This is a genomic window from Prosthecochloris marina, from assembly GCF_003182595.1.
GTDB lineage: Bacteria > Bacteroidota > Chlorobiia > Chlorobiales > Chlorobiaceae > Prosthecochloris > Prosthecochloris marina.
The window spans coordinates 327,209-343,251 of the sequence record NZ_PDNZ01000002.1 but is presented as its reverse complement, the minus strand read 5'-3'; the positions used below and the strand labels follow the sequence as shown (position 1 = coordinate 343,251).

Annotated in this window: 17 protein-coding genes and 1 CRISPR repeat array; of the genes, 6 read left to right on the top strand and 11 right to left on the bottom strand. The window is 48.5% G+C overall.

All coding sequences use genetic code 11. From position 1 onward, the window contains the following. Positions 1 to 26: 26 nt before the first annotated feature. Together CR164_RS13095 and cbpB are read left to right on the top strand one after the other, a co-directional pair. On the top strand, positions 27 to 170 hold the full coding sequence (locus CR164_RS13095) for a hypothetical protein (protein WP_167392932.1): 144 nt from the start codon (positions 27 to 29) through the stop codon (positions 168 to 170). After that, positions 167 to 1,588 (top strand): peptide-modifying radical SAM enzyme CbpB, encoded by a 1,422-nt coding sequence (gene cbpB / locus CR164_RS03735; RefSeq protein WP_110022575.1) that lies wholly within the window; start codon positions 167 to 169, stop codon positions 1,586 to 1,588. Before CR164_RS13095 ends, cbpB begins: the two co-directional genes overlap by 4 nt. Positions 1,589 to 1,678: 90 nt before the next feature. On the opposite strand, the gene CR164_RS03730 is transcribed toward cbpB, so the two are convergent. The 7 genes from CR164_RS03730 to tsaD form a co-directional block, all read right to left on the bottom strand. Then, positions 1,679 to 2,035, bottom strand: a complete 357-nt coding sequence (locus CR164_RS03730) for a c-type cytochrome (RefSeq protein WP_110022574.1) — start codon at positions 2,033 to 2,035, stop codon at positions 1,679 to 1,681. Positions 2,036 to 2,125: 90 nt separating this feature from the next. After that, positions 2,126 to 2,509, bottom strand: coding sequence for a c-type cytochrome (locus CR164_RS03725; protein ID WP_110022694.1), 384 nt, complete (start codon positions 2,507 to 2,509; stop codon positions 2,126 to 2,128). A 130-nt stretch (positions 2,510 to 2,639) separates the two neighbouring features. Then, complete coding sequence (locus tag CR164_RS03720; RefSeq protein WP_110022573.1) at positions 2,640 to 4,073, bottom strand: B12-binding domain-containing radical SAM protein; 1,434 nt, start codon at positions 4,071 to 4,073, stop codon at positions 2,640 to 2,642. 5 nt (positions 4,074 to 4,078) lie between these two features. Beyond that, a complete protein-coding gene (locus CR164_RS03715; protein WP_146204132.1) occupies positions 4,079 to 4,738 on the bottom strand; it encodes a hypothetical protein in 660 nt (219 codons plus the stop codon). A gap of 18 nt (positions 4,739 to 4,756) precedes the next feature. Next, positions 4,757 to 5,857 (bottom strand): glutamine-hydrolyzing carbamoyl-phosphate synthase small subunit, encoded by a 1,101-nt coding sequence (gene carA, locus CR164_RS03710; protein WP_110022571.1) that lies wholly within the window; start codon positions 5,855 to 5,857, stop codon positions 4,757 to 4,759. A 9-nt stretch (positions 5,858 to 5,866) separates the two neighbouring features. Then, entirely contained in the window at positions 5,867 to 6,220 is a 354-nt protein-coding gene (gene yajC / locus CR164_RS03705; RefSeq protein WP_110022693.1) for a preprotein translocase subunit YajC, read from the bottom strand. A gap of 139 nt (positions 6,221 to 6,359) precedes the next feature. Further along, entirely contained in the window at positions 6,360 to 7,400 is a 1,041-nt protein-coding gene (gene tsaD / locus CR164_RS03700; RefSeq protein WP_110022570.1) for a tRNA (adenosine(37)-N6)-threonylcarbamoyltransferase complex transferase subunit TsaD, read from the bottom strand. Between the two features lie 34 nt (positions 7,401 to 7,434). On the opposite strand from tsaD, the gene CR164_RS03695 reads away from it, so the two are divergent. The 4 genes from CR164_RS03695 (at position 7,435) to CR164_RS03680 (ending at position 10,662) form a co-directional block, all read left to right on the top strand. Next, positions 7,435 to 7,653, top strand: coding sequence for a hypothetical protein (locus CR164_RS03695; protein WP_110022569.1), 219 nt, complete (start codon positions 7,435 to 7,437; stop codon positions 7,651 to 7,653). A 41-nt stretch (positions 7,654 to 7,694) separates the two neighbouring features. Then, a complete protein-coding gene (locus tag CR164_RS03690) occupies positions 7,695 to 8,693 on the top strand; it encodes an AAA family ATPase (protein ID WP_110022568.1) in 999 nt (332 codons plus the stop codon). Positions 8,694 to 8,891: 198 nt separating this feature from the next. Next, positions 8,892 to 9,782, top strand: a complete 891-nt coding sequence (locus CR164_RS03685) for a DUF58 domain-containing protein (protein ID WP_110022567.1) — start codon at positions 8,892 to 8,894, stop codon at positions 9,780 to 9,782. After that, the gene (locus CR164_RS03680; protein ID WP_110022566.1) at positions 9,766 to 10,662 is read left to right on the top strand and encodes a hypothetical protein; all 897 of its coding nucleotides are present in this window, start codon (positions 9,766 to 9,768) and stop codon (positions 10,660 to 10,662) included. Before CR164_RS03685 ends, CR164_RS03680 begins: the two co-directional genes overlap by 17 nt. Positions 10,663 to 10,691: 29 nt before the next feature. Here the strand turns inward: CR164_RS03680 and CR164_RS03675 are convergent, their stop codons facing one another. The 4 genes from CR164_RS03675 to CR164_RS12985 form a co-directional block, all read right to left on the bottom strand. Next, positions 10,692 to 11,123, bottom strand: coding sequence for an SRPBCC family protein (locus CR164_RS03675; RefSeq protein WP_110022692.1), 432 nt, complete (start codon positions 11,121 to 11,123; stop codon positions 10,692 to 10,694). A gap of 636 nt (positions 11,124 to 11,759) precedes the next feature. Next, positions 11,760 to 12,446, bottom strand: a complete 687-nt coding sequence (locus CR164_RS03670) for a DUF3307 domain-containing protein (protein WP_110022565.1) — start codon at positions 12,444 to 12,446, stop codon at positions 11,760 to 11,762. A gap of 78 nt (positions 12,447 to 12,524) precedes the next feature. Further along, the gene (locus tag CR164_RS03665; RefSeq protein ID WP_146204131.1) at positions 12,525 to 13,223 is read right to left on the bottom strand and encodes a hypothetical protein; all 699 of its coding nucleotides are present in this window, start codon (positions 13,221 to 13,223) and stop codon (positions 12,525 to 12,527) included. A 681-nt stretch (positions 13,224 to 13,904) separates the two neighbouring features. After that, positions 13,905 to 14,664: a CRISPR direct-repeat array (repeat unit 30 nt; unit sequence GTTTCAATTCTCCATGAGTACGATTAGAAC). A gap of 1,206 nt (positions 14,665 to 15,870) precedes the next feature. Then, a complete protein-coding gene (locus tag CR164_RS12985; RefSeq protein WP_153303684.1) occupies positions 15,871 to 16,008 on the bottom strand; it encodes a hypothetical protein in 138 nt (45 codons plus the stop codon). Positions 16,009 to 16,043 lie beyond the last annotated feature (35 nt).

Sequence of the window (16,043 nt, the reverse complement as noted above, 5' to 3'; positions counted from 1 at the left end):
CTTTTTATAAAAAAAAGAGAACAACAATGAAACAACATGAGACGACACAGAAGAACAAGACGATCATCCTTGCCAGACGTAAGCGCTGCACTGCGAAAGGTACCGGACTTTCCCACTACATTTTGATCGAGAAACCTTCTGAAAAAAAGGAGCGCGGAAAAACAGTATGAAGACAGGACGTACAAAAACAGCTGCATCATCACAAGGCAGATGGGCCAATTCCGGTAATGGAATCGAGCTCTATCCGGTGGACATCGATCATCCCGTGTTTACGGCTGTGGTCTCTCCCGATACAGCGTTCTGGGCTCTTGTTGACAAATCCGAATTGGCCGGAGTGTTTTCTGACGATCATTCTCTGTATCGGGAATATCGCCAGAAAGCGGAGGTGTTTGAACATGAAATGAACGCTCTGCGTTCGGGACAAAAACCTTCTGCGGTTTACGTTAACCCTACGGAACGCTGTAACCTCGACTGTTCATACTGCTATATTCCCGGGGAGATGCGCAAGGATGGCCGTGATATGCCGAAGGAGGAGCTGATCGATGCATTGGGACGTATGAAACGGTATTTCAGGAGGAACACGCCTGAGGATTACAAGCCTGAGGTGATTTTTCACGGGTCCGAGCCGATGTTGAACCGTGAAGCGGTTTTTACAGCTATCGACTATTTCAGTGATGATTTCCGGTTCGGCGTGCAAACAAACGGGACGTTACTTGACAGGGAGTCGGCTGATTTTCTGATGTCGAGAGGGGTGGGTATAGGCTTTTCCCTCGATGCACCCGAGGCGTTGCTTGCTTCGAGGACGCGTAAGACCTGGTCGGGAGACGGGGTCTATGACTCCGTCGTTCAGGCGATAGAGCTTGTCAAGGGGTATGACAGGTATAGTGTCATTTGTACCGTGACGAAAGAAAATATGGCGGCTTTGGTCGATATGGTTGATTTCTTTCACGCCATGGAGGTTCCGGTATGCATGCTCAATCCTGTGCGGTGTACCAGAGTGGGCGGGCGGATGATGAAGCCGGATGATGCCGCAATGGCAAATTACTACCTGAAAGCACTCGATCGCACCCACGAGCTGTATCGTGAGACAGGCAGGAAACTGGTTGTCGCGAATTTCGCCAATATTCTGCTTGCCGTTCTTGCTCCGACAGCAAGAAAGCTCATGTGTGATATTTCACCCTGTGGCGGAGGGCGTTGTTTTGTCGCCCTGTCGGCGAAAGGAGATCTTTTTCCCTGCAGTGAGTTTGTCGGACTTCCGGAGTTCAATGGGGGCAGTGTGTTTCATGAGGATATCGACGACGTGCTTGAAAAAGCACCTTTCCGGAAAGTAACCGGTAGAATGGTCGAGGATATCGAGCCCTGCAACCGTTGTGCGATTCGTCATTTTTGCGGATCGCCCTGCCCTGCTGAAGCATACAGTCTGCATGGAACCATGCAGAGTCCCGGAGCATTTTGTGAACTGTATGAAGAACAGGTTCGCTATGCCATGCGGTTGATCGCCGATGGAAAGGCGGATGATTTTCTCGAAGACAACTGGGAAAACAGTGTGGAGACGGTGTTTGATCTTGCGCTTTCTTCTCCAGCGTGATTGCAGAGGGTGAGCCGGCGTGGATAAAAAAAAGCGGGTGCGCCAGGAGGCAGCCCGCTTTTTTCAAGATGTTCTGAAAGAACCTTGATATTAGAGAACCTGTTTGACCATATAGGCAACGGCATCACCTACCTGCTTGTCGGTGAGGTCAGGATTGCCGCCCCGTGCCGGCATGTTGCCTTCAGCGGTATAGCCATTGATTGATTTTTCTACAAGAGTTCCCATTCCCTGTCCAAGACGAGCAGTCCAGCTTGCTTTGTCTCCGGTTTTCGGTGCCTGCAGGATTCCGTTTGCATGACAGGCGGCACAGCTTGCATCATGGACGGATTTGCCATTTGCAAGGTCGTATTTGGCTAAATCTTCAGCTGTAACTCCGGCAAGTGCATCGAGACCGAAAGAAAGCACAGCAGCTGCGCAAAGGGTGAAAGCGGAAATCAGTCGTCTCATGTGTTTCTCCTTGACAACGTTGGACTGTTAAAAAAAACAAAAAAACGGGCGCTTTTCTGCGCCCGTTGTAGTGATATATCAAGAAATTGCTTATTTGGCACTTTCGTTTACCATGTAAGCAACTGAATTGGCAACTTCCTCATCGGTAAGAGCGTCATTACCACCTCTTGCCGGCATGCTGCCTTCAGCAATGTAACCCTCGATCGACTTCTTGATCAAAGTGTCCATGCCCTGTTCGATGCGTGCGCTCCATGCAGAAACATCGCCTGTTTTCGGTGAGCTGAGCACGCCTTCAGCATGACAGCTTGCACAGTTTGCTTCATAGATCTCTTTGCCGTTTGCAAGATCGTAGCCGCTGACAAGCTCGCTTGCTGCTCCACCTTCAGCAGGTGCCTCTGCTGAAGGTTCCTGTGCGCCGCCACAACCGATGAAGAAAATGCTGCAAAGTGCCGCTACCGGTAGGATTTTTTTCATGTTGTTCTCCTTCGTTCGTAATGATATAAGTGTGCTGATATGTTTTTTTTTGAAAACAGGTAGGAAAAATACAAAAGTTAGCGATAAAAACATTCATTTCTTAACTGAAAAAGTTTTAGGGCCTTTTCTGTCAAGGTGTTGCGTGTCCTGATAGAGAGAGGCTTATCTGTTTTTTCAGGTCATGGCGCGAAAGAGCGTACAAGTGTGTATAGAACAGATTGAACAACAGCACCGCAGCTTTTGCGCTTGGAGCGGAAACACCACGCAAAAAAGAGTTTTTGACCGTAAAGATGTCAGCTGTCAGTCGTGAATAGCTTTCTACAAAATCAGGGAGCGTTATGTGTTTCGGCATGTAGAGCATCTCCTGCCCGAACGTATAGCGATAGGCGGAGAGATCTTCTGCATCGAACAGCAATCGGCCTTCCTCTTTGAGACGTTCGAAAACCCTTGTTCCGGGATTTGGCCGCAGGATGTTAATGCCGGGAACGTCCAGCTTGGTCATGCGTATGAAATCCAGGATCGCTGCCGGAGTTGCCAGCGTATCACCGTCCAGCCCGTAAATGAAGCTTCCGTACAGACTGATGCATGCCTTGCGGATATTGATGATTGCCTCTGCGAGTTCGGTAGAGCGGTTCTGTGTTTTGTTATGGCTTTCCCGGCTTTCGGGCTCGATGCTTTCAATACCGACAAGTAACGCCTGACATCCTGACCGGGCAAAGGTTTCAAGCAAGCGGGGTTGTTTACCGAGCATTGTTGTGGCCTGTCCGAACCAGGTGATGTTGAGCGGAATGAGTTGGCGGAACAGTTCCTGTGCGTATTCTTCGTGTGCGTTGATGGAGTCGTCGACGAAAAAAAATATCCTGTTATCGTGTTCGCTGAAACGGCGTACCTCGTCAACAATGTTCTTTACGGTTCTTCTTCGGTGCCGGTTGCCGTTGAGGATATGAACATTGCAGAAATCACAACTGTAGGGGCAACCCCGGCCGGTTTGGATGATATTCGTTGTGAAATACCGTTTCTTATCGAGCAGTCGGGAGTTGATGGGGCGGTTGAGTGAAAGATCGGGAAAATTTTCAGGAACATAGCTCTTTTTCGTGGTCCCGTTTTTGAGATCTTCAAGGACAGTCTTCCACGTATCGTCGGCCTCACCTTGAACAAGGATATCTGCATGCTTGCTGCAGGCGTCGGGAAACAAGGTTGCATGGGCTCCGCCAAGAGCCACTTTGTAACCTTTCGCTCTCAATCTGTCGGCGAGGTTGAACGCTTTCGACGCCATACCTGTCTGAACACTTATCCCGATGAGGTCCCAGGAAGTATCAAGCGGTAATTTTTCGAAACGAAGGTCGCAAATGGTTTGCTCGACACCTTGCACATCGATGGAGGCGAGGATCATGAGCGCCAGGGGAGGGATGGCAAACTGTGTCTGTTTTATCAGGTTGCGAACCGCTCTGTCAAACCATTCTTTTGCTTTATGTTTCGATTGTTCTTCAAAAAGCGACCTGGCCCCGTCGACGCCGCTGTCGGAGGCAAGAAACACCAGCAGTACCTTTTTACTGTTACTCATTCCTGTTACCAGTCCTTGTTTGAGCCACCCGGTTTCGCTCGGTCTGCATTGCGATATCTTTGTCGCAATACGGTTTGTTCTTCCTCTACGGCCTGCTCGAGAATATTTGCTACGATATCATTTCCGATGCTGGATTTTCCGGTATCGGGATCGCTGTTTTTTCCTGTGGCTGGCGGGGGAGCCTGCTGTTTCAACAAGCGAAGAATGATTTCATAGTTGACCTTGCTTTCCTGGTCATCGGGATTTAACAAAAGAGCCGCCCGGTACTCCATGAGAGCGGCTTTCAGGAGTGTTTTTTTCTCGATGCTTTTGTTTACGGGCAATGCAAGCTGGGCGTGTGCATTGCCGGCATTGAAATGGGCGTCGGCTCTGAATTTTTCGGGAAGACCCGGTGTTTCGGCTATCTCATGAAACAGCGCGGCTGCATCTGCATGATGCAGTGTCTGAAACAGCGTGTTACCGAGGTTGAAGGCGGCGATAATGCCGTTACGGCTTTGTGGTTCGCGTTCGATAACGCTTTTGTAGAGTCCACCAGCCTCGTTGTAGCGACCTGCGTTAAAATGCTCGTTCGCGGCTTTTACTTTTGCATGGTCCGCTCCCGCATCTGAAAGAGAAATACAGGTCATGGCGATGACCAGTGGAGCCGGTAGATACCAGTGTATCATAACACCATCCGTAGTACTTCATCTATCCATCATTTCGGTAAACAGATTGAAGAGGTAGTGTGAATCATGCGGACCGGGCGCTGCTTCTGGATGATACTGTACGGAAAAACAGGGCAGTTCACGGTGCCGGACGCCTTCAACCGTGTTATCGTATAGGTTAAGATGAGTAAGTTCGAGTTCTTCGGGCAGCGAGTCCATCTCCACGGCAAAACCATGGTTTTGGGATGTGATCTCGATGGATTTTGTCGAAAGGCGCTTTACCGGGTGATTGCTGCCATGATGACCGAACTTCAGCTTGTATGTTTTGGCTCCGAAAGCCAGTGAAAGAAGCTGGTGACCCAGGCAGATACCGAATATCGGCAGTTGGCCAGAAGGGTTGTCCTGCCGGGTAAGGTCTTTGATGGTATCGACCGCATAGGTTACAGCGAACGGATCACCGGGACCGTTTGAAAGAAATACTCCGTCCGGGTTCAGCTTGAAGATCTCATCGGCAGAGGTCTTTGCGTTGAGCACGGTAACTTTGCATCCGGCGTCCTGCAGCATTCTGAGGATGTTTCGTTTGATGCCGTAATCAAAGGCAACGACGTGGTATTTTGCGTCAGGGCAGTCAACCGTGTAATTCCGGGCGGTACTGACCTTTTTAACCAAATCGAGTCCGGTCATTTCAGGGGTTTGCAGGGCTTTTTCCTGCAGACTTTTTTCATCATGGTCAATCGTGGAGATGAACCCTCGCATGGCGCCTTTTTCCCGTATTTCACGGACCAGTCTTCTGGTGTCGATACCGGCAAGGCCCATAACCTTTGATTCTTTCAGGTAATCGTCAAGGCTTGATGTCGCTGCGAAATTGCTGTGCAGGTTGGACGCTTCGCGAACGATAAGGGCCGATGCCCAGATTTTATCGGACTCGCCGTCGCTCTGGTTGACCCCGTAATTGCCTATCAGAGGATACGTCATGACCACCATCTGGCCTGCGTAAGAGGGATCGGTAATGATTTCCTGGTACCCGGTATGGGAAGTGTTGAAAACTACTTCTCCGGTGGCTTCGCCAACATGTCCGAACGCTATACCTTTATAGACGGAACCGTTTTCTAAAATCAATGTTGCCTTTGTGGACTGCATATATCTCGTTTAATCCTTACTGGTAAGTTTTTCGCCGGCTTCCTGTTTTTCAGTTGTTGCAATAGCGCTGCGGTCAAACTTTATTTTCAGGTTGTCGGCAACCTGAACTAAAACAGTTTTTTTCTCCGAATCGATCCCGGCTACGGTGCCATGGACACCGCCGATGGTAATGACCCTGTCTCCCCGCTTCAAACTTTCGAGTACCTTTTCGCGCTCTTTTTGTTTTTTCTGCTGCGGGCGAATGAGAAACAGGTAGAAAACAACGAAAATAAGGGCTAACGGTATGAGCTGAACAAACATGTTGGGGGTTTCGCCTCCACTTGGAGGAGCGAAAAGAAGTAAAGATGATATGAAAGTGTGCATGGTATCGTAATAAAAATTGAAAAACTTCAGCTCCAAAAGCCGAAAGATAACGTATTCAGCCAACTAATTCAATGAGAAGTTTGGACACTCGATATGGAAACCTCCAAAGCAAGCCGGTTCCGAAAGCCGGAGAAACAACTCAAGAGTATTCAAAGCTTGCGAAAGGTGCGACATCGTAGTTGTTCGGTTTGACGAGTCCTCGGGAAAGTTTCAGGCTGGCGAGCGTGGCTATCATTGCTGCGTTGTCGGTTGAATACACCGCTTTGGGAACGAAGAGGCGTATACCGTGTTTTGCGCAAGAGGTTTCCATTTTGTGCCGCAAGCCTGAATTGGCGCTTACTCCACCGGCTACCGATATCGCTCCGATATTGTACTTCAAGGCGGCGGCAACGGTTTTTTCGACAAGGACACTGATAATTGCCTCCTGGATAGATGCCGCTATGTCGGGAAGATGCTGCTCGATGAATTCCGGCTCATGGTTGTTGATGTAGTTCAGCACGGATGTTTTCAGGCCTGAAAAACTGAAATCAAAATTGTCACGGTAGCTTTTACTGGTTCGAGATTGTGCGGTAAGCGCCCGTGGAAACGTGTGAAAATCCGCATTTCCTTCTTTCGACAGCTTGTCGATGAGCGGGCCTGCAGGATAGTCGAGACCGAGCATCTTTCCTGTTTTATCGAAGGCTTCGCCGGCAGCATCGTCGATGGTTCTGCCGATGACCCTATAGTGCAGATCGTTATCCACGACGCAAAGCATGGTGTGCCCTCCTGAAACGGTCAGGGAAATGAAATTATCCTCGGGGGCCTGATGTTCGGGATCTTCCTGTATAAAGCCGGAAAAGATGTGTGCCTCGATGTGGTTGACCGGGACAAGCGGCTTTTTCAATGCATAAGCAAGGCCTTGGGCGAAACAAAGGCCCACCATCACCGCGCCGATAAGGCCGGGACCGGCAGTTGCGGCTATGATATCGAGATCGTTTTTTTGTATATTAGCCTCGTTTACCGCACGGTCGACAATCGATACAATCAGCCGTTCATGTTCACGCGAGGCGAGTTCCGGAACAACACCGCCATATGCCTTGTGAATGAGCTGTGAGCTGATGATGTTCGATGCGACGCGGCCGTTTTTCAGAACGGCGGCCGACGTTTCATCGCAACTGGTTTCGATGCCGAGAATATTCATGTATTATCTTTTACTCCCATTGTAATATAAAAGTATGGCCAAAGAAGCTAACAATAATAAACCAAGGGTCAAGATAAAGTTTCTCAACTTGTTGCTGGTTATTCTCGGAGCAGACATTATTCTGCTCTTTGCTCCCGGGATTGGAATGCTTAATGCTTTTTTATCACTTGACGCATTTTTTAGTTGGGGGGCTCTTGTTGTGGGAATAATTCTCCTCGTTCTCGGTTTCAAAGATCTCTACCAGAAGCAATAGGCAGTTTCTCCCTCGCAACCATCACATGCAGGATCACAGGAATGAAACAAGACGCAGAGCTTCAGGAACTGGCGGGACAGATCACCGAAGCATCGGCTTTTCTGAACAGGGCGGCAGAGTTGCTTGCAGAACGTGTTGTCGGTCAGAACAAGGTTCTCGAGAGGGTATTTATCGCCTTGCTGGCAAACGGTCATGTTTTACTGGAAGGGGTCCCCGGACTGGCAAAAACGCTTATTGTCAGAACCTTCGCTTCGGCAATGAACCTCGCTTACCGGCGCATACAGTTCACGCCCGATATGCTTCCGGCCGATCTTGTGGGCACCATGGTCTATAATCCCAAAGAGATGGTGTTTTATCCTCGGAAAGGCCCGGTGTTTGCCAATATCATACTGGCTGACGAAATAAACCGTTCACCGGCAAAAGTGCAGTCGGCGTTGCTCGAGTCCATGCAGGAGCGTCAGGTAACCATCGGCGACCAGTCGTTCATGCTTCCGGAACCCTTTATGGTGCTTGCTACGCAGAATCCCGTAGAGCATGAGGGGACTTATCTTTTGCCCGAAGCTCAGCTTGACCGTTTCATGATGAAGGTGCTGGTCGAGTATCCTTCCTATGACGAGGAGCTTGAAATCATGCAGCGCTCGGCAAAAACCGCACTGCTTCCCGATGTGTCTCCTGTTGTTGACCGGTATGAGATTCAGAAAGCGAGGACATTGATCGACCTTATCTATGTCGATGTGAGGGTGCAGCGCTACATAGTCGACCTTGTCACCGCATCGAGAGACCCGGTAGCTGCGGGACTGCAGTCGCTTGAAGAGATGATCGAATACGGGGCGTCACCGAGGGCATCCATTTTTCTGTTACTTGCCGCAAAAGCGCACGCTTTTTTGCGTCAGAGAGCCTACATAACACCCGAGGACGTCAAGGAAGTGGCGTTCGATGTACTGCGCCACCGCATTCGCCCCACATATGAAGCCGAAGCCGATAACGTGCACCCGGAAGACTGCATCCGCCAGATACTCGCCCATGTGAAAGTACCATAAGGCAGTGATTGATGAGTTCTGGTGTAAGAAAGTGTTGCATCTCAGGTGCGGAATCACAGCAAGAGTGGATTCACATTGATTCAGGAAACCTATTTTCTATCCATTACCCATTACCCATTACCCATTACCCATTACCCATTACCCATTACCCATTACCCATTACCCATTACCTATATCACCTATTGACTTTCTTCAGCCATGCAACGAAGAGTTCGCAATATAAAAGAGCTTGCCCGGACAATCAGGCATATCGAAATCCGTTCGAAGCGGCTGGTGAATGAACTCTTCAGCGGTGAATATCACTCATCATTCAAGGGGCGCGGTATCGAGTTCAGTAATGTTCGGGAGTATTCCTGGGGTGACGATGTAAGGACTATCGACTGGAACACGTCGGCTCGCAAAAATGACCTTTATGTCAAGCTCTTTACCGAAGAAAGGGAAAGGACGGTGTTGCTTGTTCTCGATGGATCGGGGTCGATGTTGTTCGGTAGCCGCCAGCGTACGAAAAAAGAACTTGCCTCGGAGGTGGCGGCTGTGCTGGCGTTCAGTGCGATCATGAATAACGACAAGGTCGGGCTGCTGATTTTTTCCGATCATGTCGAAAAATTCATACCGCCACGAAAAGGAAGGAGTCATGTACTGGTTATTCTCGAGGAGATCATAAGCTATGAGGCACAAAACCGAAAAACCGATATCGATGCGGCACTTTCCTTTATCCGTTCTACCCAGAAGCGACAGGCGATAGTTTTTCTGCTTACCGATCTTATCGACGAACGTTACGAAAAAGCCATGAAGATCCTCAATGCAAGGCATGACTTTGTGGTTGTGCACCTCACCGACCCGCTCGACACGGAAATACCCGGCAGCGGTATTCTCTGGGTCCAAGACCCTGAAACAGGAGAAGAGGGCATTATCGACGCTGCTGGAACAAGGGTACTGAAGCGTTACAAAACGATCCGGCAGGCGCAACAGGAGCTTTTGATGAAAAAACTCAGCGGCATGAAAATCGATACGATTTGTCTGCAAACGAACAGTTCCATTATCGGAGCGCTCAACAGGTTTTTCCGGTACCGTGAGAAAAAAGTCTGACATTCCGGCAGCATTGCTGCTGGTATTCTCCCTTTTTTTTGTGTTCTCTCCGGCAAGGGCAGATGATGGTGACGGCAAATACAGCAGCGACTTTTCTCCTGCATCGGTTACCGTAGGAGATAGAATAGCATATACGGTTACGGTAAAGCATGAGCCGGGACAAACCGTGGCCTTTGCAATGCCTGACAGTACAGGGATTCATCCATTCGTACTGATCGACCGGCAGGAGAAAAGACCTCGGGAGCGAACGGCTGCTTTTCAGGCGACGCTTGCAGTGTTCGATATCGGTGAATATGCGTTGCCTCCGGTAACCGTTACCATTCGTAGTACCTCGGGAGCCGAAACAGTGATGCAGGTGGTGCCTGAAAGCGTTGTTACAGTGAACGCATTGACCGATTCATCCGTCACCGCTTTATTACCGATAAAACCGATCAAACGGCCTCACCGCACAACTGCAGAGATTTTTTTCGCGCTTTTTCTCGGTGCAGTAGTGGTTGTAGCGGTTATTGTTACCTGGTTTCTGGTGAAGAGAAGAAGAGGCTCCTTATCTCGAGAGGTGGATCATTCGAAGGTGGCGCTTCGGAAAGTACGAAAGCTCGAAAAAAGCCTCGGTAAAACCGTGCAGCCCGAAGAGTGTTACGAACAGCTTAGTTTCCTGATTCGCGAATACCTCGAAGGTGCTTACCGTATCAAGGCTTTCGAAGAGGTGACAAGTGAGATAGAGGAAGAGTTGTCGGTCATTTCTGTCCCCGATGCCATTGTACTTACCGACGTGCTGCATCAGGCTGATCTCGTCAAGTTCGCCGAGAGCCGTCCGGGAAAAGAGGATTGTCGCACATCTCTCGCTCAGACGAAAAAAGCGATCAGCGTAAAGACGTAGGAGTGCAGGGCAGATCGATAAAGGGATATTTAGCTGTTTTCAAGTATCGTCATAAGCGTCTCGAGGTTCTTGCGGAACCTGCGTGAAAAGATGCCCTGCATGAAAGGGTCGAAGAGTGCATTGAATCCGGAGTGAAAGATGGTAAACGAAAAGGTGACTTTCGTGCTCATGTCAACGGCTTCAAGGTTGAATGTGCCTTCGTAAGGAGCAACACTCGATGTACTTGCAAAGCTGAAGGAACTGCCCGGTTGATATGCCGTTATTTTCCACTCGGTCCGTAAGGGAAAGTTCATGATGTTCCTAACCTCGAAGGCTTTTGTCCCTTTGCCGATGACACCGTCGGTCAGAAGGCCGGACTCGGTTACGTCTTCCTGCCATACACAGTTGTTCGAAATATCGATAAGGTAGGCTTCTACTTCTTCGAGCGGTTTTCTAATGATGACAGAGTGCTGGATGTGCATTGAAGCGTTCCGCATTTTGGAAATACGATATGGCATTGGATAAACCCATGATGCATTTCCTGTTGAGTTGAGCAAAGAATACGTTTACGGCCGGGCATGTTTTCCACTGTCATGAATCCTCGATTGTATCGGAACCAACGAAACAATTGAAGTCCCGGCATAAATTGAGGTATTCCGTAGTATACCCGTGTGCAAATATACGCTATGCATTTCTTTTTTTTGTGCTCGTTAACTATCGGGAACGACGTTTCTTGCAGGCGTCTGCGTGATCCAAACTTTCAGATTGGTTCATGATCGGCCCAAAAGTGCAGGGTGAACGGATAGGGCGCAAGTGCCCGGCAGATTTTTTGTGAAAAGGTACTCGTCGAGCTCTTTGCAGGTGAGAATTCCTGCGGCATAAGTGAAAAATGTGGCAAAATCTTGGCCCGATACATGTCCCGTCGCCATGTTGAGCTATTGTTCACGAGGGCGGAGCGGGAAGACGATAGAGTGCTTTAGAATGCTTTGTTTCGGAAGATGATTTCGCGGAAATGGGAAAGAAGTTTGGGAAATGGTTGAGTCCCAAACAGGGCGATGGCACCAAGAGCTTCAACAAGGATTCCCCGTTTATTATTGCATGATCGATGAATTTTTCGTTCAGAAAGAAATGGCCCACATGGTGAGGGTGCCAATGGCGATAGCGGTCGAGAAGCTCAGAAGGGTGCCGATGAGAATATACTCGGCGAGTTTCTGTTTTCGGGCTTCTTCGAACCGGAGGATGGATTTTGCAGTTACGAGAAAACCTATCGCAGTGGGCAGGTTGATAAAGATAAAAAGAAAAATGAGCCCTCTTTCCAATTGACCGATGAGCTTGCCGCCATCGATCAGTCCGTCAGGATTGAGCTGGTTTTTTTCGAGGATTTCTTTCGTGATAAGGTTGATGAGAAAACCCGCGCCCCGGATGGTTGCCGTCAAACCTGCCAGGACGACGGTTGCCTTGTAAAGAAAACCGGAAAGCTCGGGCACGAAGTGTTGCTCGGCAAGCAGGAACGACAGTAAAACGAGGCTGAAAAGATGAGCTGTCTGATCGGCGATGAATGACCGGTAGCTCTTTTCCATGAAACGCTCTTTGAGATAATCGATAAGAGCATGAACAGCGAACAGGTACAAGGGAACCTGCCAGTATATCCATGCCTGAAGCAGCAGCCAGCTCACTACGGCATGAATCGCGGCATGGAGAAAGAGCAGTAAAAGGTTTCTTTTGTTGTTCGCCATCTTGCCGGTTTGCAGTAGAAAGTCGGCAAAGATATGAGCGCAAATCAGGATTGCTGCTATTTTTTCCATGAAAACACTGTTGATAACAAAATATGTTGTGGGTAAGCTTTGAGAGGTTGCTTTTGATGCTTGCAAGCTCTCAGGTTTTCATTCTGTTGGGATGTTCAGAGTATCGGCTATCTGCTGCTCTGTCCAAAGCAGTACATCATGTATGGTGTTCCAGTGGGCACGCTGCAGAGAACCGCCGACAGCCTGCCGGGTAGGCTTCTTGCCGTCGCTCGACTGCCACCGGGCGGCAGTCTGATCCTGAGTCAGGCCCGTGAGAACGCTGTTGACAGCCTGGGATTCCGTAGGAGTCCAGTCGGATACAAGACAGTCGAGCAAAGGGATTGTCGTTCTTTTGAGCGTACTCCAAAAGGGAAGTGCGTCGTGCTCGGTGCTCCATGCCAGCCGGGAATTCTTCATGGAATCGAGAAGCTTGCCGGAACGAGTGAACGCCGGGCCTCGTGAATTGGAAATGTTTGTCGGGTCGATATATTCGACCTCTCCGATTCCGATGGCGATTCGGGTATCGTACTTGATATCGGGATTGGAGTTCATCCTGAGAACGGTTCTGAAGAACAGCGCCGCTCTGAGCGCGTTTTCCGGCCGGTTGAGAAGCAGCTGCCAGCTGTCATGACGGAATGTATCCATGCTGCCGTAAACCGAGCCGGGAGAGACGGTGTTAAATGTCGAAACAGAGGCTTTCAGCCACGCCATGGCTTTCGTGCTGAGTGTGCTGGGCAACCTCGAAGACTTGACAAGGTCCCCCGTCAGTACCGCATATGTGGCCTGAGATTCGGTCATGTTCATCGCTTTGCGCCCGAAAGCTCTTGAGATATGCTACGTTCCAGAGATGTCTATAATGTACGAGCACAGCCGTAGCTTTGCAAAAATACAGCAAACACGAGCATGTATACAGTTCGATACGGAATCCTATAAAGCAATCCCGCCATCCTAACCCATGGCCCGTAGCACATGCTTCAACTTAGCCCTGAATGTTCTCCGTGAGTACGATAGTGCACCTTGCTTCGTTCAAGGAGCCAGGGACCTGAGTCTGGCAGGTAGGTAACGGGGAATAGGTAATGGGTAATGGATAGAAAAAAAAGCTGAACTTCGCAGCCAAAGCACAAAACCTCTTGCAGTCATTCCGCACTTGATGCGGAATCCATCTTACAAAGCCATTCCTCGGCCATAACACTAACGCAATCTTCAACTCAGAACTCAGGACTTAGAACTCAGCACTTGAATATTCTCCATGAGTACGATTTGTTTCGCTTCGCTCAAGGACCCAGGAGCCTGAATTTAGGAAATAGGTAACAGGGAATGGGTAATGGATAGAAAAAGAACACGAAGCTTTACAATCAAAGCACGATTCCCCCTTCCAGTCATTCCGCACTCGATGCGGAATCCATCTTACAGGGCTATTCCTCTGCCATAGCACTAACGCAATCTTCAACTCAGAACTCAGGACTTAGAACTCAGCACTTGGATATTCTCCATGAGTACGATTAGAACTTGCAGTATAGCCCAGATCCCAATGATCTTTACGAGTTTCAATTCTCCATGAGTACGATTAGAACGTCTGCTGCGTATTCGGGCGTGTACGAGGGGTATGGTTTCAATTCTCCATGAGTACGATTAGAACGCTCTTTTTCGGGTGTCAATTCTTGCATTAGGATTTGTTTCAATTCTCCATGAGTACGATTAGAACTCAAGGGAGTAGCTTCGGAGAGTTCTTTAAGCAAGCGTTTCAATTCTCCATGAGTACGATTAGAACAGTATACCAGTCACCTGCTTTTGCCTTGGCCATACGAGTTTCAATTCTCCATGAGTACGATTAGAACCGTTCCGGCTGACAAGAGGGGCAGACCTTACCTCCGGTTTCAATTCTCCATGAGTACGATTAGAACTTGGCGGTAGCACGAAAGATACTATTGCCTTTACTGTGTTTCAATTCTCCATGAGTACGATTAGAACTCATACAGGCATTGATGAGTTGCGTAAGAGAAAGAAAGTTTCAATTCTCCATGAGTACGATTAGAACGAAGCGGGACAGCTGATGCAACTATAACCCATGATCTGTTTCAATTCTCCATGAGTACGATTAGAACGCTCAACTTCCTTGTCATTTGCCGCCCTTTCATCCTGTTTCAATTCTCCATGAGTACGATTAGAACAAGGCAATGCTCAACCGTGAGGCTCCGGTGTTATTTATGTTTCAATTCTCCATGAGTACGATTAGAACCCGCAGCAATGAGCTGCAGAGAGGTGCGAAAACACAGGGCATGACGCGTGACAATATGCCAAAGAAAGTCGTCGATATCCAATAGCCCGAAAACCCAGGGAGGTCGACGACAGCTCTAAAGAAATATAAAATAAACTCTTAAAAATCGACACACCGAAAAACAGTTCGCACAAGACTACAAAAGCACAAGAAAACAGTTGGTCGACGACTGCTAAAAGAGAGTTAATAAACTTTAAGTGTAGATATTATTGATGCTTAATCCGTATGTCCTGCGCTAAACTTTGCAGTAACCACGATCCCTTCTTTATCGGTTCCATTTCAAGATGTATTGCCTCCTATTCCTTGCTAATCGATGTGCAATGCCGGTGTTATCGGAATAACTGTTAATTATTTACAACGTCCCCTAGTGTTTGGTTCGTTGACGGCAATAAAGATTTTGATATAGAGGGTCCGTTCATCATTACCTGATTCTTCAAGACAAATCATTCGCTACAGCCTCATATTCCCGCCAAGTGTTTTGTTGTAACCTGCAGTCTCACCAGCGAGGCTCCAAAGTCTCATATCACCACCATCAGTCATTCCGCACTTGATGCGGAATCCATCTTACAAAGCCATTCCACCATAGTACGTAATACCAACGAAAATCTTCTACTCAGAACTAAGAACTTAGAACTCAGTACTTCCTGTTCTCCATGAGTACGATTAGAACGTGTGCTGTACGACGACAGCGCAAGCGCGACGGTTGAGTTTCAATACTCCATGAGTACGATTAGATCAAAAGTGGGTACAAATACGTTCTTGGACGTTTTTCTCTTTGGGAGTCGCAATACTCCATGAGTACGATTAGATCAAAAGTCGTCGATTCCGGGATGGGGATCCGCGGAATGACCTTTGTCGCAATACTCCATGAGTACGATTAGATCAAAAGAGTACCTCTGGAAACACTTGTCTGGTAAGGGCTCCCAGAGCAAAATGGATGGCTCGTGTAAAAATCAGTGATGTCAAAGGACAATGTGGTGATTTTACTCTCTTTGCTTACCTGTATCTTACGTATTTTGAGCATGTTATGCAACATCGAAGGCTCATTTGCTTATGTGATGGTAGCTAATACTATGTTTTTTATGGTGTTATGGTGAAATTTGCGAGCAGCTGGTTTGGTATAACGACGAGGGTTCCGAGTTTTTGGTTGATACTTATTCTAAGTGATTACTTTGGAAGCTTATACGGCTCATACTCCTCAACCTTTCCCGTCATCATATCTTTCAGTAAGCCAACCTGCTTTTCGATATGCCGCCGGACGTTGAGGGTTCTGCCGGTGTAGCCGTCTTTCGATTCCTGCCACATACGGGTTTCGAACAGCTTGCCTTTTTCTGAGCATC

Bases quoted from the DNA above. Each gene is read 5' to 3' on its own strand.
- CR164_RS13095 (WP_167392932.1), top strand. From the start codon at position 27: ATGAAACAACATGAGACGACACAGAAGAACAAGACGATCATCCTTGCC.
- cbpB (WP_110022575.1), top strand. From the start codon at position 167: ATGAAGACAGGACGTACAAAAACAGCTGCATCATCACAAGGCAGATGG.
- CR164_RS03730 (WP_110022574.1), bottom strand. From the start codon at position 2,035: ATGAGACGACTGATTTCCGCTTTCACCCTTTGCGCAGCTGCTGTGCTT.
- CR164_RS03725 (WP_110022694.1), bottom strand. From the start codon at position 2,509: ATGAAAAAAATCCTACCGGTAGCGGCACTTTGCAGCATTTTCTTCATC.
- CR164_RS03720 (WP_110022573.1), bottom strand. From the start codon at position 4,073: ATGAGTAACAGTAAAAAGGTACTGCTGGTGTTTCTTGCCTCCGACAGC.
- CR164_RS03715 (WP_146204132.1), bottom strand. From the start codon at position 4,738: ATGATACACTGGTATCTACCGGCTCCACTGGTCATCGCCATGACCTGT.
- carA (WP_110022571.1), bottom strand. From the start codon at position 5,857: ATGCAGTCCACAAAGGCAACATTGATTTTAGAAAACGGTTCCGTCTAT.
- yajC (WP_110022693.1), bottom strand. From the start codon at position 6,220: ATGCACACTTTCATATCATCTTTACTTCTTTTCGCTCCTCCAAGTGGA.
- tsaD (WP_110022570.1), bottom strand. From the start codon at position 7,400: ATGAATATTCTCGGCATCGAAACCAGTTGCGATGAAACGTCGGCCGCC.
- CR164_RS03695 (WP_110022569.1), top strand. From the start codon at position 7,435: ATGGCCAAAGAAGCTAACAATAATAAACCAAGGGTCAAGATAAAGTTT.
- CR164_RS03690 (WP_110022568.1), top strand. From the start codon at position 7,695: ATGAAACAAGACGCAGAGCTTCAGGAACTGGCGGGACAGATCACCGAA.
- CR164_RS03685 (WP_110022567.1), top strand. From the start codon at position 8,892: ATGCAACGAAGAGTTCGCAATATAAAAGAGCTTGCCCGGACAATCAGG.
- CR164_RS03675 (WP_110022692.1), bottom strand. From the start codon at position 11,123: ATGCACATCCAGCACTCTGTCATCATTAGAAAACCGCTCGAAGAAGTA.
- CR164_RS03670 (WP_110022565.1), bottom strand. From the start codon at position 12,446: ATGGAAAAAATAGCAGCAATCCTGATTTGCGCTCATATCTTTGCCGAC.
- CR164_RS03665 (WP_146204131.1), bottom strand. From the start codon at position 13,223: ATGACCGAATCTCAGGCCACATATGCGGTACTGACGGGGGACCTTGTC.
- CR164_RS12985 (WP_153303684.1), bottom strand. From the start codon at position 16,008: ATGTGGCAGGAATCGAAAGACGGCTACACCGGCAGAACCCTCAACGTC.